This is a genomic window from Streptomyces viridiviolaceus (genome assembly GCF_014650995.1).
In the GTDB taxonomy this organism is placed as follows: domain Bacteria; phylum Actinomycetota; class Actinomycetes; order Streptomycetales; family Streptomycetaceae; genus Streptomyces; species Streptomyces viridiviolaceus.
The window spans coordinates 389,757-414,620 of the sequence record NZ_BMWA01000003.1 but is presented as its reverse complement, the minus strand read 5'-3'; the positions used below and the strand labels follow the sequence as shown (position 1 = coordinate 414,620).

General features: G+C 71.8%; 18 protein-coding genes. 10 read left to right on the top strand and 8 right to left on the bottom strand.

The window, feature by feature from the left end:
* Positions 1-63: 63 nt before the first annotated feature.
* Positions 64-549 carry a ribose-5-phosphate isomerase gene (locus IE260_RS05870; RefSeq protein ID WP_189869387.1) on the bottom strand — a complete coding sequence of 162 codons (486 nt, stop codon included), beginning with the start codon at positions 547-549 and terminating at the stop codon, positions 64-66.
* Between the two features lie 206 nt (positions 550-755).
* Here IE260_RS05870 and IE260_RS05865 point away from each other — a divergent pair, with 206 nt between their 5' ends.
* Both IE260_RS05865 and IE260_RS05860 read left to right on the top strand, forming a co-directional pair.
* Positions 756-2,225, top strand: a complete 1,470-nt coding sequence (locus IE260_RS05865) for an amino acid permease (RefSeq protein ID WP_189869386.1) — start codon at positions 756-758, stop codon at positions 2,223-2,225.
* Between the two features lie 36 nt (positions 2,226-2,261).
* Entirely contained in the window at positions 2,262-3,587 is a 1,326-nt protein-coding gene (locus IE260_RS05860) for an FAD-binding oxidoreductase (RefSeq protein WP_189869385.1), read from the top strand.
* Between the two features lie 4 nt (positions 3,588-3,591).
* On the opposite strand, the gene IE260_RS05855 is transcribed toward IE260_RS05860, so the two are convergent.
* Positions 3,592-4,173 (bottom strand): biotin transporter BioY, encoded by a 582-nt coding sequence (locus IE260_RS05855; protein ID WP_189869384.1) that lies wholly within the window; start codon positions 4,171-4,173, stop codon positions 3,592-3,594.
* Positions 4,174-4,545: 372 nt separating this feature from the next.
* Here IE260_RS05855 and IE260_RS05850 point away from each other — a divergent pair, with 372 nt between their 5' ends.
* Together IE260_RS05850 and IE260_RS05845 are read left to right on the top strand one after the other, a co-directional pair.
* Positions 4,546-5,928, top strand: coding sequence for an amino acid permease (locus IE260_RS05850; RefSeq protein ID WP_189869383.1), 1,383 nt, complete (start codon positions 4,546-4,548; stop codon positions 5,926-5,928).
* Between the two features lie 141 nt (positions 5,929-6,069).
* A complete protein-coding gene (locus tag IE260_RS05845) occupies positions 6,070-6,711 on the top strand; it encodes a superoxide dismutase (RefSeq protein ID WP_189869382.1) in 642 nt (213 codons plus the stop codon).
* 115 nt (positions 6,712-6,826) lie between these two features.
* Here the strand turns inward: IE260_RS05845 and IE260_RS05840 are convergent, their stop codons facing one another.
* Together IE260_RS05840 and IE260_RS05835 are read right to left on the bottom strand one after the other, a co-directional pair.
* Positions 6,827-7,612, bottom strand: a complete 786-nt coding sequence (locus IE260_RS05840; protein WP_189869381.1) for an SAM-dependent methyltransferase — start codon at positions 7,610-7,612, stop codon at positions 6,827-6,829.
* 194 nt (positions 7,613-7,806) lie between these two features.
* A complete protein-coding gene (locus IE260_RS05835) occupies positions 7,807-8,445 on the bottom strand; it encodes a mycothiol-dependent nitroreductase Rv2466c family protein (RefSeq protein WP_189869380.1) in 639 nt (212 codons plus the stop codon).
* Positions 8,446-8,591: 146 nt separating this feature from the next.
* On the opposite strand from IE260_RS05835, the gene pepN (IE260_RS05830) reads away from it, so the two are divergent.
* Positions 8,592-11,171 (top strand): aminopeptidase N, encoded by a 2,580-nt coding sequence (gene pepN / locus IE260_RS05830; RefSeq protein ID WP_189869379.1) that lies wholly within the window; start codon positions 8,592-8,594, stop codon positions 11,169-11,171.
* A gap of 199 nt (positions 11,172-11,370) precedes the next feature.
* Entirely contained in the window at positions 11,371-12,408 is a 1,038-nt protein-coding gene (locus tag IE260_RS05825) for a hypothetical protein (protein WP_189869378.1), read from the top strand.
* Positions 12,409-12,495: 87 nt separating this feature from the next.
* Here the strand turns inward: IE260_RS05825 and IE260_RS05820 are convergent, their stop codons facing one another.
* Positions 12,496-12,936, bottom strand: coding sequence for an NUDIX hydrolase (locus IE260_RS05820; protein ID WP_189869377.1), 441 nt, complete (start codon positions 12,934-12,936; stop codon positions 12,496-12,498).
* A 255-nt stretch (positions 12,937-13,191) separates the two neighbouring features.
* On the opposite strand from IE260_RS05820, the gene IE260_RS05815 reads away from it, so the two are divergent.
* Entirely contained in the window at positions 13,192-16,485 is a 3,294-nt protein-coding gene (locus IE260_RS05815) for a S8 family serine peptidase (RefSeq protein ID WP_189869376.1), read from the top strand.
* A 68-nt stretch (positions 16,486-16,553) separates the two neighbouring features.
* On the opposite strand, the gene IE260_RS05810 is transcribed toward IE260_RS05815, so the two are convergent.
* Both IE260_RS05810 and IE260_RS05805 read right to left on the bottom strand, forming a co-directional pair.
* On the bottom strand, positions 16,554-17,285 hold the full coding sequence (locus IE260_RS05810; protein ID WP_189869375.1) for a hypothetical protein: 732 nt from the start codon (positions 17,283-17,285) through the stop codon (positions 16,554-16,556).
* A 1-nt stretch (position 17,286) separates the two neighbouring features.
* On the bottom strand, positions 17,287-17,823 hold the full coding sequence (locus IE260_RS05805; RefSeq protein WP_189869374.1) for an RNA polymerase sigma factor: 537 nt from the start codon (positions 17,821-17,823) through the stop codon (positions 17,287-17,289).
* 140 nt (positions 17,824-17,963) lie between these two features.
* Here IE260_RS05805 and IE260_RS05800 point away from each other — a divergent pair, with 140 nt between their 5' ends.
* Together IE260_RS05800 and IE260_RS05795 are read left to right on the top strand one after the other, a co-directional pair.
* Positions 17,964-20,075, top strand: a complete 2,112-nt coding sequence (locus IE260_RS05800) for a TerD family protein (RefSeq protein ID WP_229880435.1) — start codon at positions 17,964-17,966, stop codon at positions 20,073-20,075.
* 130 nt (positions 20,076-20,205) lie between these two features.
* Positions 20,206-21,222: an aspartate-semialdehyde dehydrogenase gene (locus IE260_RS05795; protein ID WP_189869372.1), complete on the top strand. Its 1,017-nt coding sequence runs from the start codon at positions 20,206-20,208 to the stop codon at positions 21,220-21,222.
* Here the strand turns inward: IE260_RS05795 and IE260_RS05790 are convergent.
* A complete protein-coding gene (locus IE260_RS05790; protein ID WP_189869371.1) occupies positions 21,219-21,695 on the bottom strand; it encodes a DUF1203 domain-containing protein in 477 nt (158 codons plus the stop codon). The genes IE260_RS05795 and IE260_RS05790 overlap by 4 nt on opposite strands.
* Positions 21,696-21,807: 112 nt before the next feature.
* On the opposite strand from IE260_RS05790, the gene pepN (IE260_RS05785) reads away from it, so the two are divergent.
* Positions 21,808-24,381: an aminopeptidase N gene (pepN, locus tag IE260_RS05785; RefSeq protein ID WP_189869370.1), complete on the top strand. Its 2,574-nt coding sequence runs from the start codon at positions 21,808-21,810 to the stop codon at positions 24,379-24,381.
* Positions 24,382-24,864: the final 483 nt, after the last annotated feature.

Genomic DNA, 24,864 nt, shown 5'->3' with positions numbered 1-24,864 from the left:
TTCTCGGCCCGCCCGCCGGGCCCGCGGGGAGATGCCTGGTCCGGGGCCCGGTACGGGGACGGGTTACTGCTGGGGGTGGTGCGGCGGGATCGGCGGGAGGTCGCCCGTCGTCTCGTAGGACGACAGCATGTCGATGCGGCGGACGTGACGCTCGTCACCGGAGAACGGCGTCTTGAGGAAGGTCTCGACGAACTTCGTGGCGTCCTCGAGCGAGTGCATGCGGGCGCCGACCGCGACCACGTTGGCGTTGTTGTGCTGCCGGCCGAGCTCGGCCGTCTCCTCGCTCCAGGCCAGGGCCGCCCGGACACCCTTCACCTTGTTCGCCGCGATCTGCTCGCCGTTCCCGGAGCCGCCGATGACGATGCCGAGGGAGCCCTCGTCGGCGGCCGTCCGCTCGGCGGCGCGGAGGCAGAAGGGCGGGTAGTCGTCCTGGGCGTCGTAGATGTGCGGGCCGCAGTCGACGGGCTCGTGGCCCGCCGCCTTGAGCCACTCGACGAGGTGGTTCTTGAGTTCGTAGCCCGCATGGTCGGAGCCGAGATACACGCGCATGCGTCGAGTGTGACACGTGCGTCGCGGGGCAGCAGCGTCGGGTGTCACACGGAAAAAGCTTGATCGATTTTATAGAAGCTCAGGGAAAGCTCAAGTAACAATCCGGAATCAAAGGTTCCCCAATCGGTCCGCCTCCGTTTCACTGGTCCGGCTCGTACACCGCTTGTACGGGAAACGGCTCAACCGGCGCAAAGGAAGACCTCCCCATGACCTCGCAGCCGACCATGACCAAGGCCGAAAGCGGCCCCGGAAGCCCCGGAGAACCCGGGTCCGGGCTGCAGGCCGGACTCAAGAACCGCCACCTTTCGATGATCGCCATCGGCGGTGTCATCGGAGCCGGCCTGTTCGTGGGCTCCAGTTCCGGTATCGCGACCGCCGGTCCCGGCATCCTCCTGTCCTACGCCCTCGTCGGCACGCTCGTCGTGCTGGTGATGCGGATGCTGGGCGAGATGTCGGCGGCCAATCCGACGTCCGGTTCGTTCTCCGCGCACGCCGACCGCGCGCTCGGGCCCTGGGCCGGATTCTCCATCGGCTGGCTCTACTGGTTCTTCTGGGTCGTCGTCCTCGCCGTGGAGGCCACCGCCGGGGCCGCGATCCTCGAAGGATGGATACCGGCCGTGCCCCAGTGGGGCTGGGCCCTCATCGTGATGGTGGTGCTGACCGCCACCAACCTCGCCTCGGTCGGCTCCTACGGCGAGTTCGAGTTCTGGTTCGCCGGCATCAAGGTCGTCGCCATCGCCGCGTTCATCGTCGTCGGCGGGCTGGCCGTCTTCGGCCTGCTGCCCGGCGTGGACAGCGACCAGGCCGGTCTGTCCAACCTGACCGAACACGGCGGCTTCCTGCCCAACGGGCCCGGCGCCATCCTCACCGGCGTGCTGCTCGTCGTCTTCTCCTTCATGGGCAGCGAGATCCCCACCCTGGCCGCCGGCGAGTCCGAGGACCCGCAGCGGGCCGTCACCAAGGCGACCAACAGCATCATCTGGCGCATCGCCGTGTTCTACCTCGGCTCGATCTTCGTGGTCGTCGCCCTGCTGCCCTGGGACTCCCAGTCGATCATCGACAAGGGCTCCTACGTGGCCGCCCTCGACTCCCTCGGGATCGCGAACGCCGGTCAGATCATGAACTTCATCGTGCTGACGTCCGTGCTGTCCTGCCTCAACTCCGGGCTCTACACCGCCTCCCGCATGGCCTTCTCGCTCGGCCAGCGCGGTGACGCCCCCAAGGCGTTCGCCCGTACCACCGCGCGCGGCGTGCCGCGGACGGCGATCCTCGTGTCCGTGGTGTTCGGCTTCGTCGCCGTCTTCTTCAACTACAAGTTCCCGGACTCCGTCTTCCTCTTCCTGGTCAACTCCTCGGGTGCCGTGGCCCTGTTCGTCTGGCTGGTGATCTGCTTCTCGCAGCTGCGCATGCGGAAGATCATCAAGGCCGAGGCGCCGGAGAAGCTGGTCGTGCGGATGTGGCTGTACCCGTACCTGACCTGGGCGGCCGCCGCACTGATCGTCTTCGTGCTGGGCTACATGCTGACCGACACCGAGCACAACGGACGCACGACCGTGCTGCTGTCGCTGCTCGTCGCGGCGGTCGTCGTCGCCGTCGCCGTCGTCAAGCAGAAGGTCACGGGCGGACGGCGGGCGGCCGACGAGGCCGCCGTGGCCGGCACGGCCGGTAAAAGCTGACGGAACCTGTCAAGTAATGCCGTCACGATGCCCGCCATGGACATCGTGAACACTCCACGGCACACCTCCGACGAGCTCGTCCTCCGCCCCGGCGATCCCGGGTACGAGGACGAGCTCGCCGGTTTCCAGACCGGATTCGCCCACCGTCCCGACGCCGTCTTCGCCGCCTCCTCGGCCGACCACGTGGTCGCCGCGGTGCGGTACGCGGCGCGGCGGGGGCTGCGGGTCGCCGTCCAGGCCACCGGGCACGGGCTGCCCGGGCCGTCCGAGGGCGGGGTCCTGATCACCACGCGGCGCATGGACGGGGTGAGCGTCGACCCCGGCACCCGTACCGCCCGGCTCGAGGCCGGCGTGCGCTGGGGGCAGGTCGTCACGGCCGCCGCTCCGCACGGCCTGGCCCCGCTGAACGGCTCCGCCCCGTCCGTGGGAGCCGTGGGATACACACTGGGCGGCGGGCTCGGCATCCTGGCCCGGCGGTTCGGGTACGCGGCCGACCACGTGCGCTCCCTCGACGTCGTCACCGCCGACGGGCGGCTGCGGCACGTCACGCGGGAGTCGGAGCCCGGCCTGTACTGGGCGCTGCTCGGCGGAGGGGGCGGTCTCGGGGTCGTCACCGCGATGGAGACCGGCCTCGTGCCCGTCGCCACGCTGTACGGCGGCTCGGTCTCCTTCGACGGGCGCCGGGTCGGGGCGGCGGCCGTGCTGCGGGCCTGGGAGGAGTGGACGCGGACCGTCCCCGACGGGCTGACCTCGTCCTTCGCGGCCGTGCCGTACCCGGACCTGCCGGCGCTGCCGGAGCCGTTGCGGGGGCGGTACGTGATCTCCGTACGGGTCGCGCACACCGGCACCGACGGTGACCGGATCGTCGCCCCGCTGCGGCGGATCGGGCCGCCGCTCGCCGACTCGCTGCGGGAGATGCCGTACACCGAGAGCCACACCGTGCACAGCGATCCGGACTTCCCGCACGCCTACTACGGGGACAGCGCGGTGCTGCGCGAACTGGACCTCGCCGGGGCCGGCGAGCTGCTCGTCAGCACCGGGCCGGACGCGGCCGGCGCCATGTGCGTCGTGCAGATCAACCATCTGGGCGGGGCGCTGGCCGTGCCCGCGCCGAACTCGGTGCCCCACCGTGCCGGGCGGTTCCTCGTGCGCCTGCTGTCCGTGGGGGACCGGATGGCGGCACGGGAACGGCTGGACGCCGCCTTCGCCCCGCTGGCCCCGGAGACGATCGGGCGTTCGCTCAACTTCGCCTTCGGCGCGGGAGACCGCCCGCAGGGCCTGTGGGACGCACAAACGCGGAAGAGGCTCGCCGTGCTCAGGTCGCGGTACGACCCGGCGAACCTCTTCCGGGAGAACGTCTGACGCGTCAGCGCTTGTCGATCAGCTTCCAGGCGGTGGGCAGCACGCCCATCGCCAGGGCGGCCTTCAGGGCGTCTCCGAGGAGGAACGGGGTGAGGCCGGCCGCGACGGCGGCGCTCAGGGACATGTCGGCGGCCAGGGCCAGGTACGGCACGCCGACGGCGTAGATGATCGCCTCGCCCAGCAGCATCGTGCCGGCCATGCGCCAGACCGAGCGGTCGGCGCCGCGGCGGGCCAGGGCGCCCACGACGGTGGCGGCCAGCAGCATGCCGAAGACGTAGCCGAGGGACGGGGCGGCGGTGCCGGAGCCGCCCTCGGCGAACCACGGCACGCCCGCCATGCCCACCAGCGCGTACAGCGCCAGCGAGAGGAGGCCGCGGCCGGCCCCGAGGGAGGTGCCGACGAGCAGCGCGGCGAAGGTCTGGCCGGTCACCGGCACCGGGGAGCCCGGCACGGGCACCGCGATCTGGGCGGCGAGGCCGGTGAGCGCGGCGCCGCCGACCACGAGCGCGACGTCCCGCACTCGGGAGGCAGGGATGAGGTCGGCGAGGACCTGGCCGGTGCGGGCGGGGGCTACAGCGGTGCTCATGGGGACTCCGCGGTGGTGTGGACATGTCGGGACACGGTGACGCTATCCCAGCGCCCCGGCGCGATCACCATCAGCGCATGACAAAGGGAAGATCGGGGGAATGGTGGGTTCTCGACAAAGGACGCGGCACACACCCGGCCCGGGGTGATACCGGTCACTGGGGTGAAGAGGTGAGCGTCACCCGGGCGGCCACCGGCAACGACTGTGGGGTTCCACCAAAGACCACGGAGCAGCGGTGGCCAGCAATCGGACGATCACGTTCCGTATCGCGACTGTCCGCATCGTGGGCATCCGGTGTCGCTGAGCGGTGCGAGCGCGGAGACTGTGGGGGTTTTTGCCCCCCGTCCCCCACGCATTGGACGAGCCGCCCCCATGTCCAGCACCACCACCGGGACACCGCCGAAGTCGACGGACGATGTCTCCCTCTCCCACGGCCTCAAGCAGCGCCACCTGTCGATGATCGCCCTCGGGGGCGTGATCGGCGCGGGGCTGTTCGTCGGCTCCGGGGCCGGCATCGCCGCCGCCGGTCCGTCGATCGTCGTCGCCTACACCCTCTCCGGCCTCCTGGTGATGCTGGTGATGCGGATGCTGGGCGAGATGTCGGCCGCCCACCCGTCGTCGGGCTCCTTCTCCGCGCACGCCGAGCGGGCGATCGGCCCGTGGGCCGGTTTCACGGCGGGCTGGTCGTTCTGGGTGCTGCTGTGCACGGCCGTCGGCCTGGAGGGCATCGGGGCCGCGCAGATCGTCCACGGCTGGCTGCCGGGCACGCCGGAGTGGGCGTGGGTGGCCCTGTTCATGGTCGTGTTCTGCGGCACCAACCTGGCCGCGGTGAAGAACTTCGGCGAGTTCGAGTTCTGGTTCGCCGCGCTGAAGGTGGGCGCGATCTCGCTGTTCCTGGTGCTGGGCGTCCTGGCGATCGCCGGCGTGCTGCCCGGCACCGACTCCCCCGGCACCTCGCACCTGACCGACTTCCTGCCCAACGGCGGCGACGGCCTGATCATCGGCCTGCTCGCCTCGGTGTTCGCCTACGGCGGCCTGGAGACGGTCACCATCGCGGCGGCCGAGTCGGAGAACCCGGTCAAGGGCGTGGCGAGCGCCGTGCGGACGGCGATGTGGCGGATCGCGCTGTTCTACATCGGCTCCATGGCGGTCATCGTCACCCTGGTTCCGTGGGACTCCGAGGAGGTCGTCGAGAAGGGCCCGTACGTCGCCGCCCTGGACGAGCTGGGCATCCCCGGCGCCGGCCAGCTCATGAACGTCGTCGTGCTGGTGGCGCTGCTGAGCGCGATGAACGCCAACATCTACGGCGCCTCCCGCATCGCCTACTCCCTGGTCGAGCGCGGCCAGGGCCCGAAGGCGCTGGGCCGGGTCTCCGGCGGCGTGCCGAGGATCGCGGTCCTCGTCTCCTCCCTCTTCGGCTTCGCCTGCGTGCTGCTCAGCTACTGGCGGCCCGACGACGTCTTCTCCTGGCTGCTGAACATGATCGGCGCGGTCATCCTGGTCGTCTGGATCTTCATCGCCGTCTCCCAGCTCAGGCTGCGCCGCCGTCTGGAGCGGGAGGCCCCCGAGAAACTGGTCGTGCGGATGTGGGCGTTCCCGTGGCTGACCTGGGTGGCGCTGGCGGGCATGGCCGCGGTGTTCGTGCTGATGGCCCGTGAGCCGGACACCCGGGTGCAGCTGTACTCGACGGGCGGGATGACGCTGGTCCTGGCGGCCGTCGGCTACGCCTGGCAGCGCGCGCGGGCACGCGGCTGACCTCTCTGCCCCGAGGGCCCCCGCACGGAGACGGATCCGTGCGGGGGCCCTTTCGCGTGCGCCGGACACCCCCGGGCCGCCTCTTGCTGCTAGCGTGCACTTGCAAGTCTTTTGCAATAAGAGGTCGGAGGGGATTCCGCCATGCCCGTCTACACGCTTCCTGAACTGCCGTACGACTACTCCGCGCTCGCCCCCGTGATCAGCCCCGAGATCATCGAGCTGCACCACGACAAGCACCACGCGGCCTACGTGAAGGGCGCCAACGACACGCTGGAGCAGCTCGCCGAGGCGCGGGACAAGGAGTCGTGGGGTTCGATCAACGGCCTGGAGAAGAACCTGGCCTTCCACCTCTCCGGGCACATCCTGCACTCGATCTACTGGCAGAACATGACCGGTGACGGCGGCGGCGAGCCGCTGGAGAAGGACGGCGTGGGCGAACTCGCCGACGCGATCGCCCAGTCCTTCGGCTCCTTCGCGGCCTTCAAGGCGCAGCTGTCCAAGGCCGCCGCGACCACGCAGGGCTCGGGCTGGGGCGTGCTGGCGTACGAGCCGCTGAGCGGCCGGCTGATCGTCGAGCAGGTCTACGACCACCAGGGCAACGTGGGCCAGGGCGCGACCCCGATCCTGGTCTTCGACGCCTGGGAGCACGCCTTCTACCTGCAGTACAGGAACCAGAAGGTGGACTTCATCGAGGCGATGTGGCAGGTCGTGAACTGGCAGGACGTGGCCAGGCGCCACGAGGCGGCCAAGTCCCGTGCCGACGTGCTGCTGCTGGCCCCCTGACCGGCCGAGTCGTCCTGCCTCGTGATCGTCTTCTCACCCTTCGCGACGGCAGGCGGATGAAGGGAAGCCCCCGCGAGGACGTGACTCGCGGGGGCTTCCTGTGCGTGGGGGCCGGTCAGGCCTTGCGGGCGAGGCCGCCGTGCTGGCCGATCGGCCGGGGCGCGGTGCCGTCCGGGGCCGGGTCCGGGCGCCACAGCGGGACGGAGACCACGCCGGGCTCGACCAGTTCCAGGCCGTCGAAGTAGGCCGCGATCTGCTCGACGGGGCGCAGGAAGTACGGGACGGCGCCGGTCTCGTTGTAGCCGTCCTGCGCCTGCTCGTAGTCGGGGTCGGTACCCCGCGAGCCGTCGTTGACGGACAGGTAGCTGCCGGAGGGCAGGCCGGCCATCAGGCGGCGCACCAGGTCGCGGGCCTGGTCGTGGTCGGCCACGTGGCCCAGGATGCCGCTGAGGATCAGGGCGGTGGGCCGGGTCAGGTCGAGGGTCTTCCCGGCGGCCTCGAGGATGCGCTCCGGCTCGAAGAGGCTCATGTCCTCGTAGGCGGTCGCCCCCTCGGGGCTGGAGGTGAGCAGGGCGCGGGCGTGGGCGAGCACCAGGGGGTCGTTGTCGACGTAGACGATCCGGGCTTCCGGGGCGTACCGCTGGGCGACCTCGTGGGTGTTGTCCACGGTGGGCAGGCCGGTGCCGACGTCCAGGAACTGCCGCACCCCCGCCTCCAGCACCAGGTGGCGGATGCTGCGGCCGAGGAAGGCGCGGCTGCTGCGGGCGATGGTGACGATGCCCGGGAAGACCGCGGTGTAGGCGTCGCCGGCCGCCTCGTCCACGGGGTAGTTGTCCTTGCCGCCCAGCCAGTAGTTCCAGATCCGGGCCGAGTGCGGCACCGAGGTGTCGATCTCCGTCATGGGGTCTCCGTCAGGGGTGGTGTACGCCGCCGAGGTCGTCGTGGGCGAGCGTACGGCTCCATGGAACGGGATGCGCGCGCGGGGCCCAATCGCCGTTCGGGGGCGGGGCGTTCACCGGCCGCGGCGCGACGACGGCCTGCCGCCGGAGTCGTTTCCGGAAGCAGGCCGCCGAATCGGGGCGTGAGGGGGAGGGACTACAGGTTGCTGAAGTCCGGGCCCTTGGTGCGGGTGCGCTTGATCTCGTAGAAGCCCGGGACGGAGGCGACGGCGAGGGTGCCGTCCCAGAGCTTGGCCGCGTCCTCGCCCTTGGGCGCGGGGGTGACGACCGGCCCGAAGAAGGCGATCTGCCCGCCGTCGGCACCGGGCACGGCGATGACCGGGGTGCCGACCTCCTGGCCGACCTTGTCGATGCCTTCCTTGTGGGAGGCGCGCAGCTGGGGCTCGTACGGGGTGGAGTCCCAGTGGTCCATGAGGGACTCGGGCAGGCCGACGTCCTTCAGGGCCGCCGCGACGGTCTCCTTCCCGGCACCCTCGTCCTGGTTGTGGATGCGGGTGCCGAGCGCGGTGTAGAGGTCGCCGAGGATCTCCGTGCCGTGCTCCTCCTGGGCCGCGATGACGACGCGGACCGGACCCCAGGCCTTGGTCTCCAGCAGCTCGCGGTACTCCTCGGGCAGTTCGTCCAGCTTGTCCTCGTTGAGGACGGCGAGGCTCATCAGGTGCCAGCGGACCTCGATGTCCCGCACCTTCTCGACCTCCAGCACCCAGCGGGAGGTCATCCAGGCCCAGGGGCACAGCGGGTCGAACCAGAAGTCGACGGGAGTCTTGTCCGACATGTCTCTCCTCAGGAGGCGGGCGCAACCGAGCGTTTCTCCAGGCAACACACGTGGTGGCCCCGGCCATTCCCGGCTGCGGCGCGTCAGGGGCGCATGGCAGGATCGGTGCTGTCCACATCGTGAACACACCCGAGGGAGTGCCGCCCGTGCCCGGTGAGAATCTGTCCCGCGACGAGGCCCGGGAGCGGGCCGCCCTGCTGTCCGTCGACGGGTACGACGTGTCCCTGGACGTGCGCTCGGCGACCGGCGACGCGGAAGGGGGCGGGCCGCGCACCTTCCGGTCGGTCACCACCATCCGCTTCCGCTGCAACGAGCCCGGCGCGACCAGCTTCGCGGACCTGATCGCACCGAGCGTGACCGCGGTGTCCCTCAACGGCCGCGACCTCGACCCGAGCGAGGTCTTCGACGGCTCCCGGATCGTCCTGGAGGACCTGGCCGCCGACAACGAGCTGGTCGTCGACGCCCAGTGCGCCTACTCCCGCACCGGCGAGGGCCTGCACCGCTTCGTGGACCCCGAGGACGGCGAGGTCTACCTCTACACCCAGTACGAGCCGGCCGACTCCCGGCGGGTCTTCGCCAACTTCGAGCAGCCGGACCTCAAGGCCCCCTTCCGCTTCGAGGTGCGGGCGCCCGAGGAGTGGACGGTGTGGAGCAACGGCGTCGGCGAGCGCGCCGACGGAGTGTGGCGGTTCGCGGAGACGAAGCCCATCTCGACGTACATCACGTGCGTGGTGGCGGGGCCCTACCACTACGTGACGGACTCCTACGAGCGGACCTTCGCCGACGGCTCGCGTCTGGAGATCCCGCTCGGCGCCCTGTGCCGCAAGGGGCTCGCGCCCTACTTCGACGCCGACGACGTCTTCCTGGTCACCAAGCAGGGCCTGGACTTCTTCCACGACCACTTCGACTACCCGTACCCGTTCGGGAAGTACGACCAGGCGTTCGTGCCCGAGTACAACCTCGGCGCGATGGAGAACCCGGGCCTGGTGACCTTCCGGGAGGAGTACATCTTCCGCGGGAAGGTGACGCAGGCGTCGTACGAGGGCCGCGCCAACGTGATCCTGCACGAGATGGCGCACATGTGGTTCGGCGACCTGGTCACCATGGAGTGGTGGGACGACCTGTGGCTGAAGGAGTCCTTCGCCGACTTCATGGGGGCGTTCTCGCTGGTCGGCGCGACCCGCTTCACCGACGGCTGGATCACCTTCGCCAACCGCCGCAAGGCGTGGGCGTACCGCGCCGACCAGCTGCCGTCCACCCACCCGATCACCGCCGACATCCGCGACCTGCAGGACGCCAAGCTCAACTTCGACGGCATCACGTACGCCAAGGGCGCCTCGGTGCTCAAGCAGCTGGTGGCGTACGTCGGCCAGGACGCGTTCCTGGAGGGCGCCCGGCGGTACTTCAAGCGGCACGCGTACGGCAACACCCGGCTCGGTGACCTGCTGTCGGTGCTGGAGGAGACCAGCGGACGGGACATGGCCGCCTGGGCGCGGTCCTGGCTGCAGACGGCGGGCGTCAACTCGCTGACCCCGCAGGTGCTGCTGGACGCCGAGGGCCGCGTCGACGAGCTGGCGGTCGTGCAGGAGGCCGCCGAGTCCCACCCCGAGCTGCGCCCGCACCGGGTGGCGGTGGGCCTGTACCGGCGTACCGGCGAGGGGTCCCTGGAGCGGTACGCGCGCGCCGAGGTGGACGTCGACGGGCCGCGGACGGTCGTCGCGGAGCTGGCCGGTGCGGACGCGCCCGAGCTGGTCCTCGTCAACGACGACGACCTGACGTACTGCAAGACCCGCTTCGACGAGACCTCGCTGGCGACGCTGCGCGAGCACCTGGGGTCGCTGACCGACCCCCTGGCCCGTGCCCTGTGCTGGTCGGCGCTGTGGAACATGACGCGGGACGCGCTGCTCCCGGCGCGGGACTTCACCGGCCTGGTGCTGCGGTTCGCGGGGCGCGAGTCCGACATCGGGGTGCTGCAGATGCTGCACGCCTGGGCGAACTCGGCGCTGGTCCACTACACGGCCCCCGCCCGGCGCGAGACCGGCGGCCGGCTGCTCACCGAGGGGGCGCTGCGCGAGCTGCGGGACGCCGCGCCGGGCAGTGAGCACCAGCTGGCGTGGGCGCGCTTCTTCGCCGCGGTGGCCTCCGACGAGGCGGAGCTGCGGCTGCTGCGGGGCCTGCTGGAGGGCACCGAGAAGATCGACGGGCTGGACGTGGACCAGGAACTGCGCTGGGCGTTCCTGGAGCCGCTCGCCGCGCACGGCGCCGCCGACGAGGGTGTCCTCGCCGCCGAGCTGGCCCGGGACGACACGGCCTCCGGCAAGCGCCACCAGGTGCGCTGCCTGGCCGCCCGCCCGTCGGCGGCCGTGAAGGCACAGGCGTGGGCGCAGGTGGTGGAGTCCGACGCGCTGTCCAACGCCTTGGTGGAGGCGACGATCGCGGGCTTCACGCAGTCCTCGCAGCGGGAACTGCTCGCGCCGTACGCGGAGAAGTACTTCGCCGCGATCGAGCGGGTGTGGACGGAGCGGTCCATCCAGATCGGCATGGACGTGGTCCGGGGCCTGTTCCCGGCGCTCCAGGACTCGCCCGCCACACTGGAGGCGACGGACGCGTGGCTGTCCGCGCACGAGGGCGCCGCGCCCGCCCTGCGCCGGCTGGTGCTGGAGGCGCGGGACGACCTGGCGCGGGCGCTGCGCGGACAGGCGTGCGACGCGGCGGCGGCCGGCTGACACATCTCTGGCCAACGCTTTGGCGTTCCGTCATCGTTACGGAATTCAGGCAATCAGGCCGTAACCCCTGGCCCGCACCTGAGCGGACCAGGGGCTTTCGGCATCCGAACACCCGTCCTTTAGGGCGATCTTGTCCGCATTTGTCGACGGGCGTGTAACAGCGGTTAAGACAGGGGCCGGAGGCGGGAAATCCCCGGTCATGACCCACAACACCCCGCTCTCCCCGCGCCCCCTCCACCACCTGGCCAACGGCCGGCGCCGTCTGCTGACGACCGCTCAGCTCCGGGCGCACGGCATCTCCGTCGCCGAGGCCAACGAGCAGTGCCGGCCCGGCGGGCCGTGGCAGCAGCTCCTCCCCGGCGTCGTCCTGCTCCACCCGGGGCCGCCGACCAGCGACGAACGCCTGCACGCGGTGCTGCTGTACGCGGCGCGGGAGCCGGCGGCCGGCGTCCCGGCCCAACCAGGAGCCGACGGGGCACACGCCCCCGGCTACGCGGAGGCCATGATCACCGGGCTGGCCGCGCTGACACTGCACGGCTTCTGCGCCGCACCGCCGCTGCCGTCCCTGGACGCCATCGACGTCCTGGTCCCCCGGCTGCGCAGACTGCGGACGACGGGCTGCGCCCGGATCGTGCGCACCACCGCGCTGCCCACGCCGCAACAGGTCACCGGCGTACCGGTGGCGCCGGTGGCACGGGCCCTGGCCGACGCGGTGGCGCAACTGACGGACGCGGGCGCCGTGCGCCGGCTGCTGACGGAGGCGGTGCGCGGCGGACACTGCGAGCCGGCCGCGGTGGTACGGGAGTTGACCCGGGCCCGGCTGCTGAACCGTCCTCACGTGGTGGACGCGGTGGACTCGCTGCTGGCGGAAGGGCGGGCGATCGCGGAGGAGCGCCTGTACCGGATGGTGCGCGAGCACGGCCTGCCGGACCCGGTCTGGAACGTCGACCTCAGCCTGCCCGGCGGGCCCCACCTCGGCGGCGTGGACGCCTACTGGCCCGAGCACGCGGTGGCCCTGGAGCTGGACACCCGCGCCCACCGTCAGGAGGACGACGCACTGTGGTCGGAATACGCGCGCAAGCGCGAGCACTTGGAACGACTGGGCATCACGGTCGTGCACCTGACGCCGCGGAAACTGCGCGACTCCTCGGAGCAGCAGGCGGCGGTGGTCCGTACGGCGTTGATGGCGGCGGGAGACAGGGAACCCGCCGCGTATGTCGTGGTGCTGCCCCGGTAGTGACGGACCGGGGCAGCACCAGGAGGGGAGAGGAGGGGCCGCCGGCGCGCCGGCGGCCCCTCCTCATGCCGTGCGGAACTCCCCCGCTCACCGCCCGGCCGGCGGCCGTTCGCGCCACAGCCGCAGCCCCGCGTCCACCAGCGGCACGCGGGTCAGGCCGGGCACGGCGGTCAGGTCCTGCCAGGCGGCAAGGTCGGTGGAGCCGCCCACTTCGTGGCGCAGTTCACCGCCGGTGACCCGTGCCTCGTAGAGGATCCGCACACCGTGGTGGTCCATGCTCCGGCCGAACCGCGCGGGACGCGTGAGGCGCAGGGAGTCCACGCCGAGCAGGGCCGTGACCTCGACGCGGTACCCGGTCTCCTCCGCCACCTCCCGCACCACGGTGTCGTGCGGGTCCTCCCCGTGCTCCATGCCGCCGCCCGGCAGCACCCACTCGGGCACCCCGCCGGGCCCTGGTGACCGGGCGAGGAGCACCTGACCGTCACGGACGCATATGGCGTAGGCCGCCACTCTCGTTTTCCGGCGCATGAGGGGACGTTAGACCCGGGCGCCGGGCGGAGAAATGCGGTGCGGCCCACAGGAATGTCACAGCACGCCCCATACGTCCCCCTTGGCGTGTGGCGGAAGTACGCCATGAACCCATTTCGCCCCGGCCAACTCTCCCCAAACATCGGTCCCTTACGTAAAGCTGAGCGGTCGTCCGGGATCGCATTCCGGACGACCGCGGCCAGGACCGATCGGCCCCGGTCGCCACGCTCGTTCCTTTACCTACAAGGGATGCCGATGACCCACACCCCCCAGCGCGATCCGATACCGGGCGCGAGACGCGCGGCCCGCATTGCCGTGGCCGCGGGTCTCGTCGCCGCGCTCTGCGCGGTCGGGCCCGTACCCCTGGCCCTCGCGGCCGACGACCCGCAGGCCGCACCGCCGGCCGACGTCGCCGTCAAGTCCGCCCACGACAAGCTCGGATCCGACGACGCGGACCTGCTCGCCGAGGCCAAGGCCGACGGCGAGAAGAACGTCACGATGATGGTCGCCACCGCGCCCGGCAGCACCGAGCAGGTCGCGAAGGAGCTGGACGCCGTCGAGGGCGGCACCGTGGGCCGGACCTACGACAAGCTCGGCTACGTCCGCGCCACCGTCCCGACCACGAAGGCGGACGCGGCCATCGCGGCCGCCGCGAAGCTCTCCTCCGTGCACGGCATCGACCTGCGCGAGGAGATACCGCTGGACGACCCGAGGCCGAGCGCGGACACCGCGGAGGACGCCTCGCACCAGGGTTCGACCGGCTACCCGGCGCCGAACCGGAAGACCCCCGCCGAGAACCCGTACAACCCGTCCTTCGAGACGGGCGCCGTCGACTTCGTGAAGGAGAACCCGAAGGCGGACGGCCGCGGCATCACCATCGGCATCCTCGACTCGGGCGTGGACCTCGCCCACCCGGCGCTGCAGAAGACCACCACCGGCGAGCGCAAGATCGTCGACTGGGTGACCGCGACCGACCCGGTCGTCGACGGCGACCGCACCTGGCGCCCGATGCTGACCGACGTCTCCGGGCCCACCTTCACGTACAACGGTGAGACCTGGACGGCCCCCGCGGGCTCCTACCGGGTCAGCACCTTCCTGGAGTCGTACACCACCGGCGGCGACGCCGCGGGCGACGCCAACCGGGACGGCGACACCACCGACTCCTGGGGCGTCCTCTACGACGCGGCGGCCGGCACCGTCCGCGTCGACCTGAACGACAACCACGACTTCGGCGACGACACGCCGATGAAGCCGTACAAGGACGGCTTCCAGATCGGGTGGTTCGGCACCGACGACCCGTCCACGGACGTGGCCGAGCGCCAGCCGTTCGTGGTCGAGATCCGCAAGGACGTCGTCTACAACTCCTCCGGCGCCAAGGCCGACTTCGTCAACATCGGCGTGATCGAGTCCGAGCACGGCTCGCACGTCGCCGGCATCACCGCCGCGAACGGCCTGTTCGGCGGCAAGATGAACGGCGCGGCCCCCGGCGCCAAGCTCGTCTCCTCCCGCGCCTGCACCTGGAGCGGCGGCTGCACCAACGTCGCGCTCACCGAAGGCATGATCGACCTCGTGGTCAACCGCGGCGTCGACATCGTCAACATGTCGATCGGCGGTCTGCCGGCGCTGAACGACGGCAACAACGCGCGCGCGGAGCTGTACACACGGCTCATCGACACCTACGGCGTCCAGCTGGTGATCTCCGCCGGCAACTCCGGCCCCGGCGCCAACACCATCGGCGACCCGAGCCTGGCCGACAAGGTCATCTCGGTCGGCGCGTCCGTCTCCAAGGAGACCTGGGCCGCCAACTACGGCTCCGCGGTGGAGAAGAAGTACGCGATGATGCCCTTCTCCTCGCGCGGACCGCGTGAGGACGGCGGGTTCACGCCGACGCTCACCGCGCCCGGCGCCGCGGTCAACACCATCCAGACCTGGCTGCCCGGCGCCCCGGTCCCGGAGGCGGGCTACGACCTGCCGGCCGGCTACGGCATGCTCCAGGGCACCTCGATGGCGTCCCCGCAGGCCGCCGGCGCCTCGGCGCTGCTGCTGTCCGCCGCGAAGCAGCGGGGCATCGAGCTCACCCCGGCGAAGCTGCGCACGGCGCTGACCTCCACCGCCGACCACATCAAGGGTGTGCAGGCGTACGAGGAGGGCGCGGGCCTCATCGACGTGGTGGACGCCTGGGATGCGATCCGCGACGGCGCCACCGCCCACGACTACACGGTCCAGGCACCGGTCGACACCGCGATCGACCAGTTCCTGAAGACCCCGGGCAAGGGCACCGGCCTCTACGACCGCGAGGGCGGCCTGAAGGCCGGGCAGAAGAAGACGTACGACATCACGATCACCCGTACGTCCGGCGCCGACAAGGCGGTCCGGCACGAGCTGGACTTCGAGAACAACGCCGGGGACACCTTCCGGATCGTCGGCTCCGACGAGGTGAGCCTGCCGCTGAACAAGCCGGTCACCGTCAAGGTGCAGGCCGCGCCGCGCTCCGCCGGCCTGAAGAGCGCCATCCTGGAGGTCGACGACCCGCGCACCGAGGGCGTCGACAAGCAGATCCTGTCGACGGTCGTGGTCTCCGCGCCGCTGAAGCACTCCTTCTCCGCGAAGGACACGGTGCAGCGCAACAGCACCAAGTCGTACTTCGTGACCGTCCCCGAGGGCGCGAAGACGCTGGAGGTGGCGATCGGCGGGCTGAAGGGCAAGAGCCAGACCCGGTTCATCGCCATCCACCCCTACGGCGTCCCCGTCGACCCGACCTCCACGCCGTACTGCTACAACAACTACCTCGACGGCAACGGCTGCCGTCCCGACGTGCGCGCGTACGCCGACCCGCAGCCCGGCGTCTGGGAGATCGAGGTCGAGTCGCGGCGCACCTCGCCGCTGCTGGACAACCCCTACGAGCTGGACGTCACCGTCCTCGGCGCGGCCTTCGAGCCCGAGGTCGTGACCGTGCCCGAGGCCAAGGTGGGCACCCCGGCCACCGCCTCCTGGAAGGTGACCAACCGGTACGCCGCCCTCGACGGCAAGCTGGTGGGCGGCCCGCTCGGCTCGGCCGAGACGTCCCGTCCGTCGATCGCGCAGGGTGAGACGAAGACCTCCACGGTCGAGGTGCCCGAGGGCGCGACGTCGCTGGACGTCGCCATCGGGGGCGTCTCCGACGCGGCCGCCGACCTGGACCTGACGGTCTACGACAAGGACGGCAACGTCGTCGGGCAGTCCGCCGACGGCGACTCGGAGGAGTCGGTCTCCGTGGCCGATCCGGCCGCCGGCGCGTACACCGTCAAGGTCGTGGGTTACTCGGTGCCGTCCGGCAGCACGGAGTACGACTACCGGGACGTGTACTTCGCCGCCTCCCTCGGCTCGGTCAGCGTGGACACGGCGCCGGTGAAGCTCGGCACGGGCGCGTCGGCGACGGTCTCCGGCAGCGTCACCGCGCTGGCCGCCGCTCCGGAGGGCCGCGAGTTCTTCGGCCAGGTCCAGCTGGTGAACGCGCGCGGCACGGCCGCAGGCGTCGGCAGCGTGCGGATCGAGAAGGTCGTGCCGTAGTCCGGTACGTCACGCACGGGGGCGGGCGCTCTGCGGGGCGCCCGCCCCTTTTTCCGTGCCCCGGCCGGTCATTCGCAGGTCAGGGTCCGGGACTCGGGGAGGGAGGCGGTGATCCGGGCGCGTACGGGGGCGATGTCGTCCTCGCCGACGAGCACGGCGTCCGGGGCCGCCGCGTGCCGGGGGATGCTGACGAGCGTGTGGTCGCCCGGCCGGAGCGGGGCGGCGGTGTCCTCGTCCTGGACGAAGGTGATCTCGTCCGTCTCCGGCTTGGCGGGCTTGTAGGAACGGGTCAGGCGCACGGTGACCCGCTGCCCGGCCGCACCGGCCCCCGGCTCGACGCCGGTCACCGTGCCCTCGGCCACCAGACGGGAGCAGGCGAGGTGGAGCGGGCTGCCGACGGCCGGTCCGGAATCGGCGGAGTCCTGCCTCGCGTCCGACGCCGCGGCGCCCTTCGCCGCGTCGTCGGAGGCGCCGCCGCCCTGGACCGTCAGCCATCCCAGGCCGGTCACCATCGCACCGGCGCAGGTCACCGCGAGGGCGCCCAGAGCGAGGGCCAGGGGACGGCGCCGGCGGGCACGTACCGGGGCCCGGTGCACGGCCGCCGTGGGTTCGGCCTCCGCGGGCGGGGCGCCCAGCGTCCGCCCGATGATCTGCAACTGCTCGCGCAGCAGGGCGACGTCCGCCTCGGCCGACCGGTACTCGGCCAGCAGGCCGGTGTCCGTGCGGGCCTCGGGCGGCAGCGGCTCGCCCGTGATCGCGGCCATCAGCGCGTCTTCCCCACCGGGGTGTTCGGCGGCCATGTCACACCACCTCGTCCTCGTGCAGGCGGGCCCTGAGCGCCCGTACCGCCGTGTGCAGCCTGCTCTTGACCGTGCCCTCCGGGATGCCGAGTTCCTCGGCGATGCCGCGCACCGGCAGGTCGGCGTAGAAGCGCAGGACGAGGACCTGACGCTGGGCGTCGGGGAGTTCGTCCAGGCCCCGGGCGACGGCGAGGGAGAGCAGGCTGGTGTCCTCGCCGGAGGGGTGGTCCGCGTGCCGCAGCGCGGCGAGCCGTTCACCGAGCCGGTCCTGGCGGCGCCGGGCCCGGTGCCAGTCCATGGCGAGGTTGGAGGCGACGACCGCCGCCCAGGCGGAGACGTCGCGCGGCGCCTCCCTTCCGCTCGCCGCCCGCTCCAGCAGCCGCAGGCGGACCTGCTGCACCCCGTCCGGCAGGTCCGCCTGCGGCACGCCGCCCAGCGCGAGCACCGCCCGCACCCGGCGTTCCTGGGCCGCGTCCAGCGGGTCGTCGAGTACGGCGTCCCCCTGGCCGCGGCGGGCCTTTCTGCGCAGCACAGCCACCCCTCTCCTCGCCGCGTTTCCCCTATGACGCCGGTCCGGGGGGAAACGTTCGCCCGGTTCGGGAACGATCTTCCGGACTCCCGGCCTCCACTTCTTCCGACCATCGACTTCACAGGTCCTCCACTGTCACCATGTGCCTCATGACGCACATCACCAAGGGCGCCAACACCCCTGTCCCCGCAGCGCCGCTGCGGGTCGCCGTCTGCCGGCAGAACGTTCCGGGGGCACCCGCCGTGGACGCCTCCGCCCTGCTGCTCGACGCCGCCGGAAAGGTCCGCGGCGACGCCGACCTCGTCTTCTACAACCAGCCCGCGCATCCCTCGGGGGCCGTACGGCACGCGGGTACGGCCGACGGGGGCGGGCAGCTCGCCGAGTGGCTGGAGGTGGACCTGCCGCGCGTGGAGCCCGCCGTCCAGCGGGTGCTGATCGCCGGGTCCTGCGACGGCGGGGTCTTCGGCCAGGTGCCCGGGCTGTACGTGCAGGCGCTGACGGCCGAGGGCGCGGTGGTGGCGCACTACGCGGTGAACGACGCGACGAACGAGACGGCGTTCGTGCTCGGGGAGTTCTACCGCAGGAACGGGCAGTGGAAGTTCCGTGCGGTGGGGCAGGGATACGCCTCGGGACTGGCGGGGCTGGCGACGGACTTCGGGATAGCCGTGGCGGACCCTGCCCCCGCACCGGTCCCGGCGGCCCCGATGGGTGCCCCGGCCGCCCCGATGGGTGCCCCGGCCGCCCCGATGGGTGCGCCTGCGGCTCCGATGGGTGCTCCGGTGACCGCCCCGGCCCCGGTCGCGGCCCCGGTCGCCCCGGTCGCCGCGCCTGCGGACGCGGTGCCCCACTCCTTCGGCCCCGAGTTCCACCCGTACACCCAGCGCGGCCACGGCAACGGCGTGGTCTCCGTGGACGTGCCCCTGCCCCCGGGGCCGGTCGTCGTCGAGGCCTGGCACCAGGGCGAGGGCTACTTCGGGCTGCACACCCTCACCCGCCGCAACAAGGACGACGACCTGCTGTACAACTCCACCCTGCGCGACTTCCGGGGCCGCACCCTCGTCCAGCCCCCGCAGGACCGCCCCCTGCGGCTGCGCGTGGAGGCGGACAACGACTGGACGGTACTCGTCCAGCCCCTGTCGGTGCTCCGGCGCCTGGGCACCGGCCCCCTCCAGGGCTACGGCCCCGAGGTCGTCGCCTACACCGGACCCGTGGCCGACCTGGACGTGGACTTCGCCGGCGACGACGACGGCGGCGGCTACTTCGGCCTGTGGACCCTGGAGGCGACGCGGCTGCACGACCTCGACGACCGCGACCTGCTGGTCAACGACACCGACCCGCTGCGGCAGACGGTGCCGCTCCCCGACGGCCCGCTCGTGGTGCTCCTGGAGGCCGACGGCCCCTGGCAGCTCACCGCCCGCCCCCTGGCCGTGCCCGACGAGGCCACCGCGCAGGCCACCGGCGCCTACACCGGCCGCGGCGAGAAGACCGTCACGCTGGTCAACCCGGCCCCCGGACGGCCCGCGCTGCTGGAGTACGCCTTCAACGGGGGCGAGGGGCTCTTCGGCCACCGGGTGCTGCTGCTGGACGAGTACGACGACGAGGAGGAGTTCCTGCAGGGCTCCCGGCACGGGCGGCACGGCCGTACCGTGCTGTTCCGCAAGGGCGAGCCCCAGGTGCGGCTGAGGCTGGAGGACGTCGGCGACTGGGGCCTGCGCCTGCTGCCGATCGAGCAGGCGCCGGCACTCACCGGCCCCGCGGAGGGCCGGGGCAGTGCGGTGTTCCGCTACGACGGCCCGCCCGCGCTGCTCGGCCTGCGCCGCACCACGTCCGACGAGAACGGTCTGGCCACGCACACCGTGCAGGCCGACGGGCAGGTGAAGATCTCCGCCGACACCGTCCGGAGGCGCCCGATCACCGGCCCGGTGTGGGTCTCGCCGGCTGGGTACTGCTACGTCATGGTCTCCACCTCGGACGAGACCGGCTGGCGGCTCGACCCGGCCGACCTGGCCGGTGTGCCGGTCCTCGGCCCGCACCCGGTCGAGGGACAGGGCTATGGAGTCGTACGTCACACCGGGCCCGAGGCCGAGGTGATGCTCAGGCACGAACCGCGCGGCCAGCTCGATCTTCCGGTGCTGTGGGAGCTGGACGAACGCCTGGAACCGGTACGCCGGATCAGTACGGCTTCCGGTCTGCAACGTGTTCCGAGCGGATATCTCCAGATACGGACCTCCGGCCGCTGGACCCTCGAACCCCGGGCGTGAGCCCTGTCACCACCCCTTCCGTGTCCCGGTCCGCGGGCAAAGGATTGGACACGTGGCCAGGGGAGAGACGCATGATGGAAAAGCCTCGGCCACGCAGGCCGGCACAAGCACGTCACGAAAGGGAGTCACCGTGAGGGTCGGAATCGTCGGAGCCACCGGTCAGGTCGGCACGGTCATGCGCAGGATTCTCACGGAGCGCGACTTCCCGGTCACCGAGCTGCGCCTGTTCGCCTCGGCCCGCTCCGCGGGCAAGGACCTGGACGGCGTGACGGTGGAGGACGCGGCGACCGCCGACTACTCGGGCCTGGACATCGTGCTGTTCTCGGCGGGCGGCGCCACCTCCAAGGCGCTGGCCGAAAAGGTCGCCTCCCAGGGCGCGGTCGTGATCGACAACTCGTCGGCCTGGCGCCGGGACCCGGACGTGCCGCTGGTGGTGTCCGAGGTGAACCCGCACGCGATCGCGAGCCGCCCCAAGGGCATCATCGCCAACCCGAACTGCACCACGATGGCCGCGATGCCGGTGCTGAAGCCGCTGCACGCCGAGGCGGGCCTCGAAGCCCTGGTCGTCGCCACCTACCAGGCCGTCTCCGGCTCCGGCCTCGCGGGCGTCGACGAGCTGTTCGAGCAGGTGAAGAAGGTCGGCGAGGACGCCCCGAAGCTCACCCACGACGGTTCGGCGGCGCACTTCCCCGAGCCGGAGAAGTACGTGGCGCCGATCGCGTACAACGTGCTGCCGCTGGCCGGGTCCATCGTCGACGACGGCCTGAACGAGACCGACGAGGAGCAGAAGCTCCGCCACGAGTCCCGCAAGATCCTGGAGATCCCCGAGCTGAAGGTCTCCGGCACCTGCGTGCGCGTGCCCGTCTTCACCGGCCACTCGCTCCAGGTCAACGCCCGTTTCGCCCGCCCGATCAGCGTGGAGCGCGCGAAGGAGCTGCTGGGCGGCGCCCCCGGCGTGGCCGTCACCGACGTGCCCACCCCGCTGCAGGCGGCCGGCCAGGACCCGTCGTACGTCGGCCGCATCCGCAAGGACGAGACCGTGGAGAACGGCCTCGCCCTGTTCGTCTCCAACGACAACCTCCGCAAGGGCGCCGCGCTGAACGCGGTGCAGATCGCGGAGCTGGTGGCGGCGGAGCTGAAGGGCTAGCCCCTGCGCACCTCGTAGTAGAAGCAGCCGTACTCGACGGCCCGGACGTGGACGAACGCCACGGCCGGGTCGTCGAGCGCTTCCCGGAGCGCCGCGTCGAACCCGTCGGCGGCCTCGACGAGCCGCCCGCCCAGGATGTGCCCCTCGGCCGAGTAGCGGCGGACGACGCGGTGGGCGTTGGTGAACGGCAGTCCGTCCCCGTCCGGCCCCGCGCACTCCTCGGCGTGGATGAAGACGGGGCCCTGCTCGTCGTAGGCACCCGGGTCCGCCCCCGTCTCGGCCGCCCAGCGGCGCAGCGGCGCGTACGACACCAGGGCGATCCGCTCGCCGGGCGTGCTGTGCCGCAGGCAGCATCGCAGGGGTGCGCCGCCCTCCTCGTCGGTGAAGGGCGCCGGTGCGCGTCCCGCGTCGTCGGCGGTGCGCAGCTCCTTCAGGACCCGCGGGGGGATGGGGTGTGCCGTGTACGTGGTCATGCGCCCAGAGTGCGGGGCGAGCGACCCGTTCACCGGCGGGAAACGGACATCGCATTCCGCCCAGGTCCCGTGGAAGGATGACGCAACCGACACATATCGAGGAGATGACCGCGTGCCTGGCACAAACCTGACTCGCGAAGAGGCGCAGCAGCGGGCGAAGCTGCTCACCGTTGACTCGTACGAGATCGATCTCGACCTCTCCGGCGCGCAGGAGGGCGGCACCTACCGGTCCGTGACCACGGTGCGCTTCGATGTCGCCGAGAACGGGGCGGAGTCCTTCATCGACCTGGTGGCCCCGACGGTCCACGAGGTGACGCTCAACGGGGACGCCCTCGATCCCGAGGAGGTCTTCAAGGACTCCCGGATCGCGCTGCCGGGCCTGCTCACGGGCCGCAACATCCTGCGCGTGGTCGCCGACTGCGCGTACACGAACACCGGTGAGGGTCTGCACCGCTTCGTCGACCCGGTCGACGACCAGGCGTACCTGTACACCCAGTTCGAGGTGCCGGACGCCCGCCGGGTGTTCGCGAGCTTCGAGCAGCCGGACCTGAAGGCGACCTTCCAGTTCACCGTGAAGGCGCCCGAGGGCTGGACCGTCATCTCCAACTCGCCCACGCCGGAGCCCCAGGACAACGTCTGGGTCTTCGAGCCGACCCCGCGCATCTCGTCGTACATCACGGCGCTGATCGTCGGCCCGTACCACTCCGTGCACAGCGTGTACGAGAAGGACGGCCAGTCCGTGCCGCTGGGCATCTACTGCCGCCCGTCGCTCGCCGAGCACCTCGACTCGGACGCGATCTTCGAGGTCACCCGGCAGGGCTTCGACTGGTTCCAGGAGAAGTTCGACTACGCGTACCCGTTCAAGAAGTACGACCAGCTGTTCGTGCCGGAGTTCAACGCGGGCGCGATGGAGAACGCGGGTGCCGTGACCATCCGCGACCAGTACGTCTTCCGGTCGAAGGTGACGGACGCGGCGTACGAGATGCGGGCCGCCACGATCCTGCACGAGCTGGCCCACATGTGGTTCGGCGACCTGGTCACCATGGAGTGGTGGAACGACCTGTGGCTGAACGAGTCGTTCGCCACCTTCGCCGAGGCGGCCTGCCAGGCCGACGCGCCCGGCTCGAAGTGGCCGCACTCGTGGACGACGTTCGCCAACTCCATGAAGACCTGGGCGTACCGGCAGGACCAGCTGCCCTCCACGCACCCGATCATGGCGGACATCCGCGACCTGGACGACGTGCTCGTCAACTTCGACGGCATCACGTACGCCAAGGGCGCCTCCGTGCTCAAGCAGCTGGTGGCCTACGTCGGCGAGGACGAGTTCTTCCGGGGCGTGCAGGCGTACTTCAAGCGGCACGCGTTCGGCAACACCCGCCTGACCGACCTGCTGGGGGCCCTGGAGGAGACCTCCGGCCGCGATCTGAAGACCTGGTCGAAGGCGTGGCTGGAGACGGCCGGCATCAATGTGCTGCGTCCCGAGATCGAGACGGACGCGAACGGTGTCATCACCTCCTTCGCGATCCGCCAGGAGGCCCCGGCGCTCCCGGCCGGCGCCAAGGGCGAGCCGACGCTGCGCCCGCACCGCATCGCGATCGGCGGCTACGACCTGGACGCCGACGGCAAGCTGGTGCGCGGTGAGCGCGTGGAACTGGACGTGGACGGCGAGCTGACGGCCGTACCGCAGCTCGTCGGCAAGCCCCGCCCGGCCGTGGTGCTGCTCAACGACGACGACCTGTCCTACGCCAAGGTCCGCCTGGACGAGCAGTCTCTCGCCGTCGTCACCGAGCACCTGGGCGACTTCCAGGCGTCCCTCCCCCGCGCCCTGTGCTGGGCGTCGGCGTGGGACATGACCCGGGACGCGGAACTCGCCACCCGCGACTACCTCTCGCTGGTGCTGTCCGGCATCGGCAAGGAGTCCGACATCGGCGTCGTGCAGTCGCTGCACCGCCAGGTGAAGCTGGCCGTCGACAGCTACGCCGACCCGGCCGGCCGCGAGGCGCTGCTCACCCGCTGGACGGAGGCCACGCTGGCCCACCTGCGCGCCGCCGAGGCGGGCGGCGACCACCAGCTGGCCTGGGCGCGGGCGTTCGCGGCGACGGCGAGGACGCCGGAGCAGCTGGACCTGCTGGAGGGCCTGCTGGACGGTTCGCAGACGATCGAGGGCCTGGCCGTCGACACCGAGCTGCGCTGGGCGTTCGTGCAGCGGCTGGCGGCCGTGGGCCGGTTCGACGAGGCCGAGATCGCGGCCGAGTACGAGCGTGACAGGACGGCGGCGGGCGAGCGTCACGCCGCCACGGCGCGGGCGGCCCGCCCGACCCCGGAGGCCAAGGCGGAGGCCTGGGCGTCGGTCGTGGAGTCCGACAAGCTGCCGAACGCCGTCCAGGAGGCGGTCATCACCGGCTTCGTCCAGAGCGACCAGCGGGAGCTGCTGGCGCCGTACACGGACCGGTACTTCGAGGTCGTCAAGGGTGTCTGGGACTCCCGCTCGCACGAGATGGCCCAGCAGATCGCCGTCGGGCTGTACCCGGCGGTCCAGGTGTCCCGGGAGACGCTGGACAAGACCGACGCGTGGCTGTCGTCCGCCGAGCCGAACGCGGCCCTGCGGCGCCTGGTGTCGGAGTCGCGCTCGGGCGTGGAGCGCGCGCTGAAGGCCCAGGCGGCCGACGCGGCGGCGGCCCGGTAGCGTCCGGTACGCCGACGGGGGCGACCCGGCACTTCGCCGGGCCGCCTCCAACCGCTCCTGCACCGTCGGCACGGACTCGACCCGACACCCACCGTTCCCCAGGCCCCACACGATCGGAACGGCCGAACCACATCACATCCCCGTCCCGCCGGGCCGGCACCGACGGCCTCGGCCCAATCCGCCGATGACCGTTTGGGCAGGGCCTTGATAGCACGCCCGCAAGGGCCGGCCCGGAGACCCTGTCCGCTGCCAGGCACCGCACCATCGCCGGCGCCCCGGGCCGTCGGAACGGGCCACATCCCGGTTCCGCCAGGCCGACGCCCGCGGCCCGAATCCGTCGCGTAACCACCCGGGCAGGGCCTCGGCAGCACCCCCGCAGGGGCCGGCCCAGGAGCCCACCGCTCCCAGGCACCGCACCATCGCCGGCGCCCCGGGCCGTCGGAACGGGCCACATCCCGGTTCCGCCAGGCCGACGCCCGCGGC

Bases quoted from the DNA above. Each gene is read 5' to 3' on its own strand.
- IE260_RS05800 (WP_229880435.1), top strand. From the start codon at position 17,964: ATGACGCACATCACCAAGGGCGCCAACACCCCTGTCCCCGCAGCGCCG.
- IE260_RS05845 (WP_189869382.1), top strand. From the start codon at position 6,070: ATGCCCGTCTACACGCTTCCTGAACTGCCGTACGACTACTCCGCGCTC.
- IE260_RS05850 (WP_189869383.1), top strand. From the start codon at position 4,546: ATGTCCAGCACCACCACCGGGACACCGCCGAAGTCGACGGACGATGTC.
- IE260_RS05870 (WP_189869387.1), bottom strand. From the start codon at position 549: ATGCGCGTGTATCTCGGCTCCGACCATGCGGGCTACGAACTCAAGAAC.
- IE260_RS05840 (WP_189869381.1), bottom strand. From the start codon at position 7,612: ATGACGGAGATCGACACCTCGGTGCCGCACTCGGCCCGGATCTGGAAC.
- IE260_RS05865 (WP_189869386.1), top strand. From the start codon at position 756: ATGACCTCGCAGCCGACCATGACCAAGGCCGAAAGCGGCCCCGGAAGC.
- IE260_RS05820 (WP_189869377.1), bottom strand. From the start codon at position 12,936: ATGCGCCGGAAAACGAGAGTGGCGGCCTACGCCATATGCGTCCGTGAC.
- IE260_RS05815 (WP_189869376.1), top strand. From the start codon at position 13,192: ATGACCCACACCCCCCAGCGCGATCCGATACCGGGCGCGAGACGCGCG.
- IE260_RS05825 (WP_189869378.1), top strand. From the start codon at position 11,371: ATGACCCACAACACCCCGCTCTCCCCGCGCCCCCTCCACCACCTGGCC.
- IE260_RS05835 (WP_189869380.1), bottom strand. From the start codon at position 8,445: ATGTCGGACAAGACTCCCGTCGACTTCTGGTTCGACCCGCTGTGCCCC.
- IE260_RS05790 (WP_189869371.1), bottom strand. From the start codon at position 21,695: ATGACCACGTACACGGCACACCCCATCCCCCCGCGGGTCCTGAAGGAG.
- IE260_RS05855 (WP_189869384.1), bottom strand. From the start codon at position 4,173: ATGAGCACCGCTGTAGCCCCCGCCCGCACCGGCCAGGTCCTCGCCGAC.
- IE260_RS05810 (WP_189869375.1), bottom strand. From the start codon at position 17,285: ATGGCCGCCGAACACCCCGGTGGGGAAGACGCGCTGATGGCCGCGATC.
- IE260_RS05860 (WP_189869385.1), top strand. From the start codon at position 2,262: ATGGACATCGTGAACACTCCACGGCACACCTCCGACGAGCTCGTCCTC.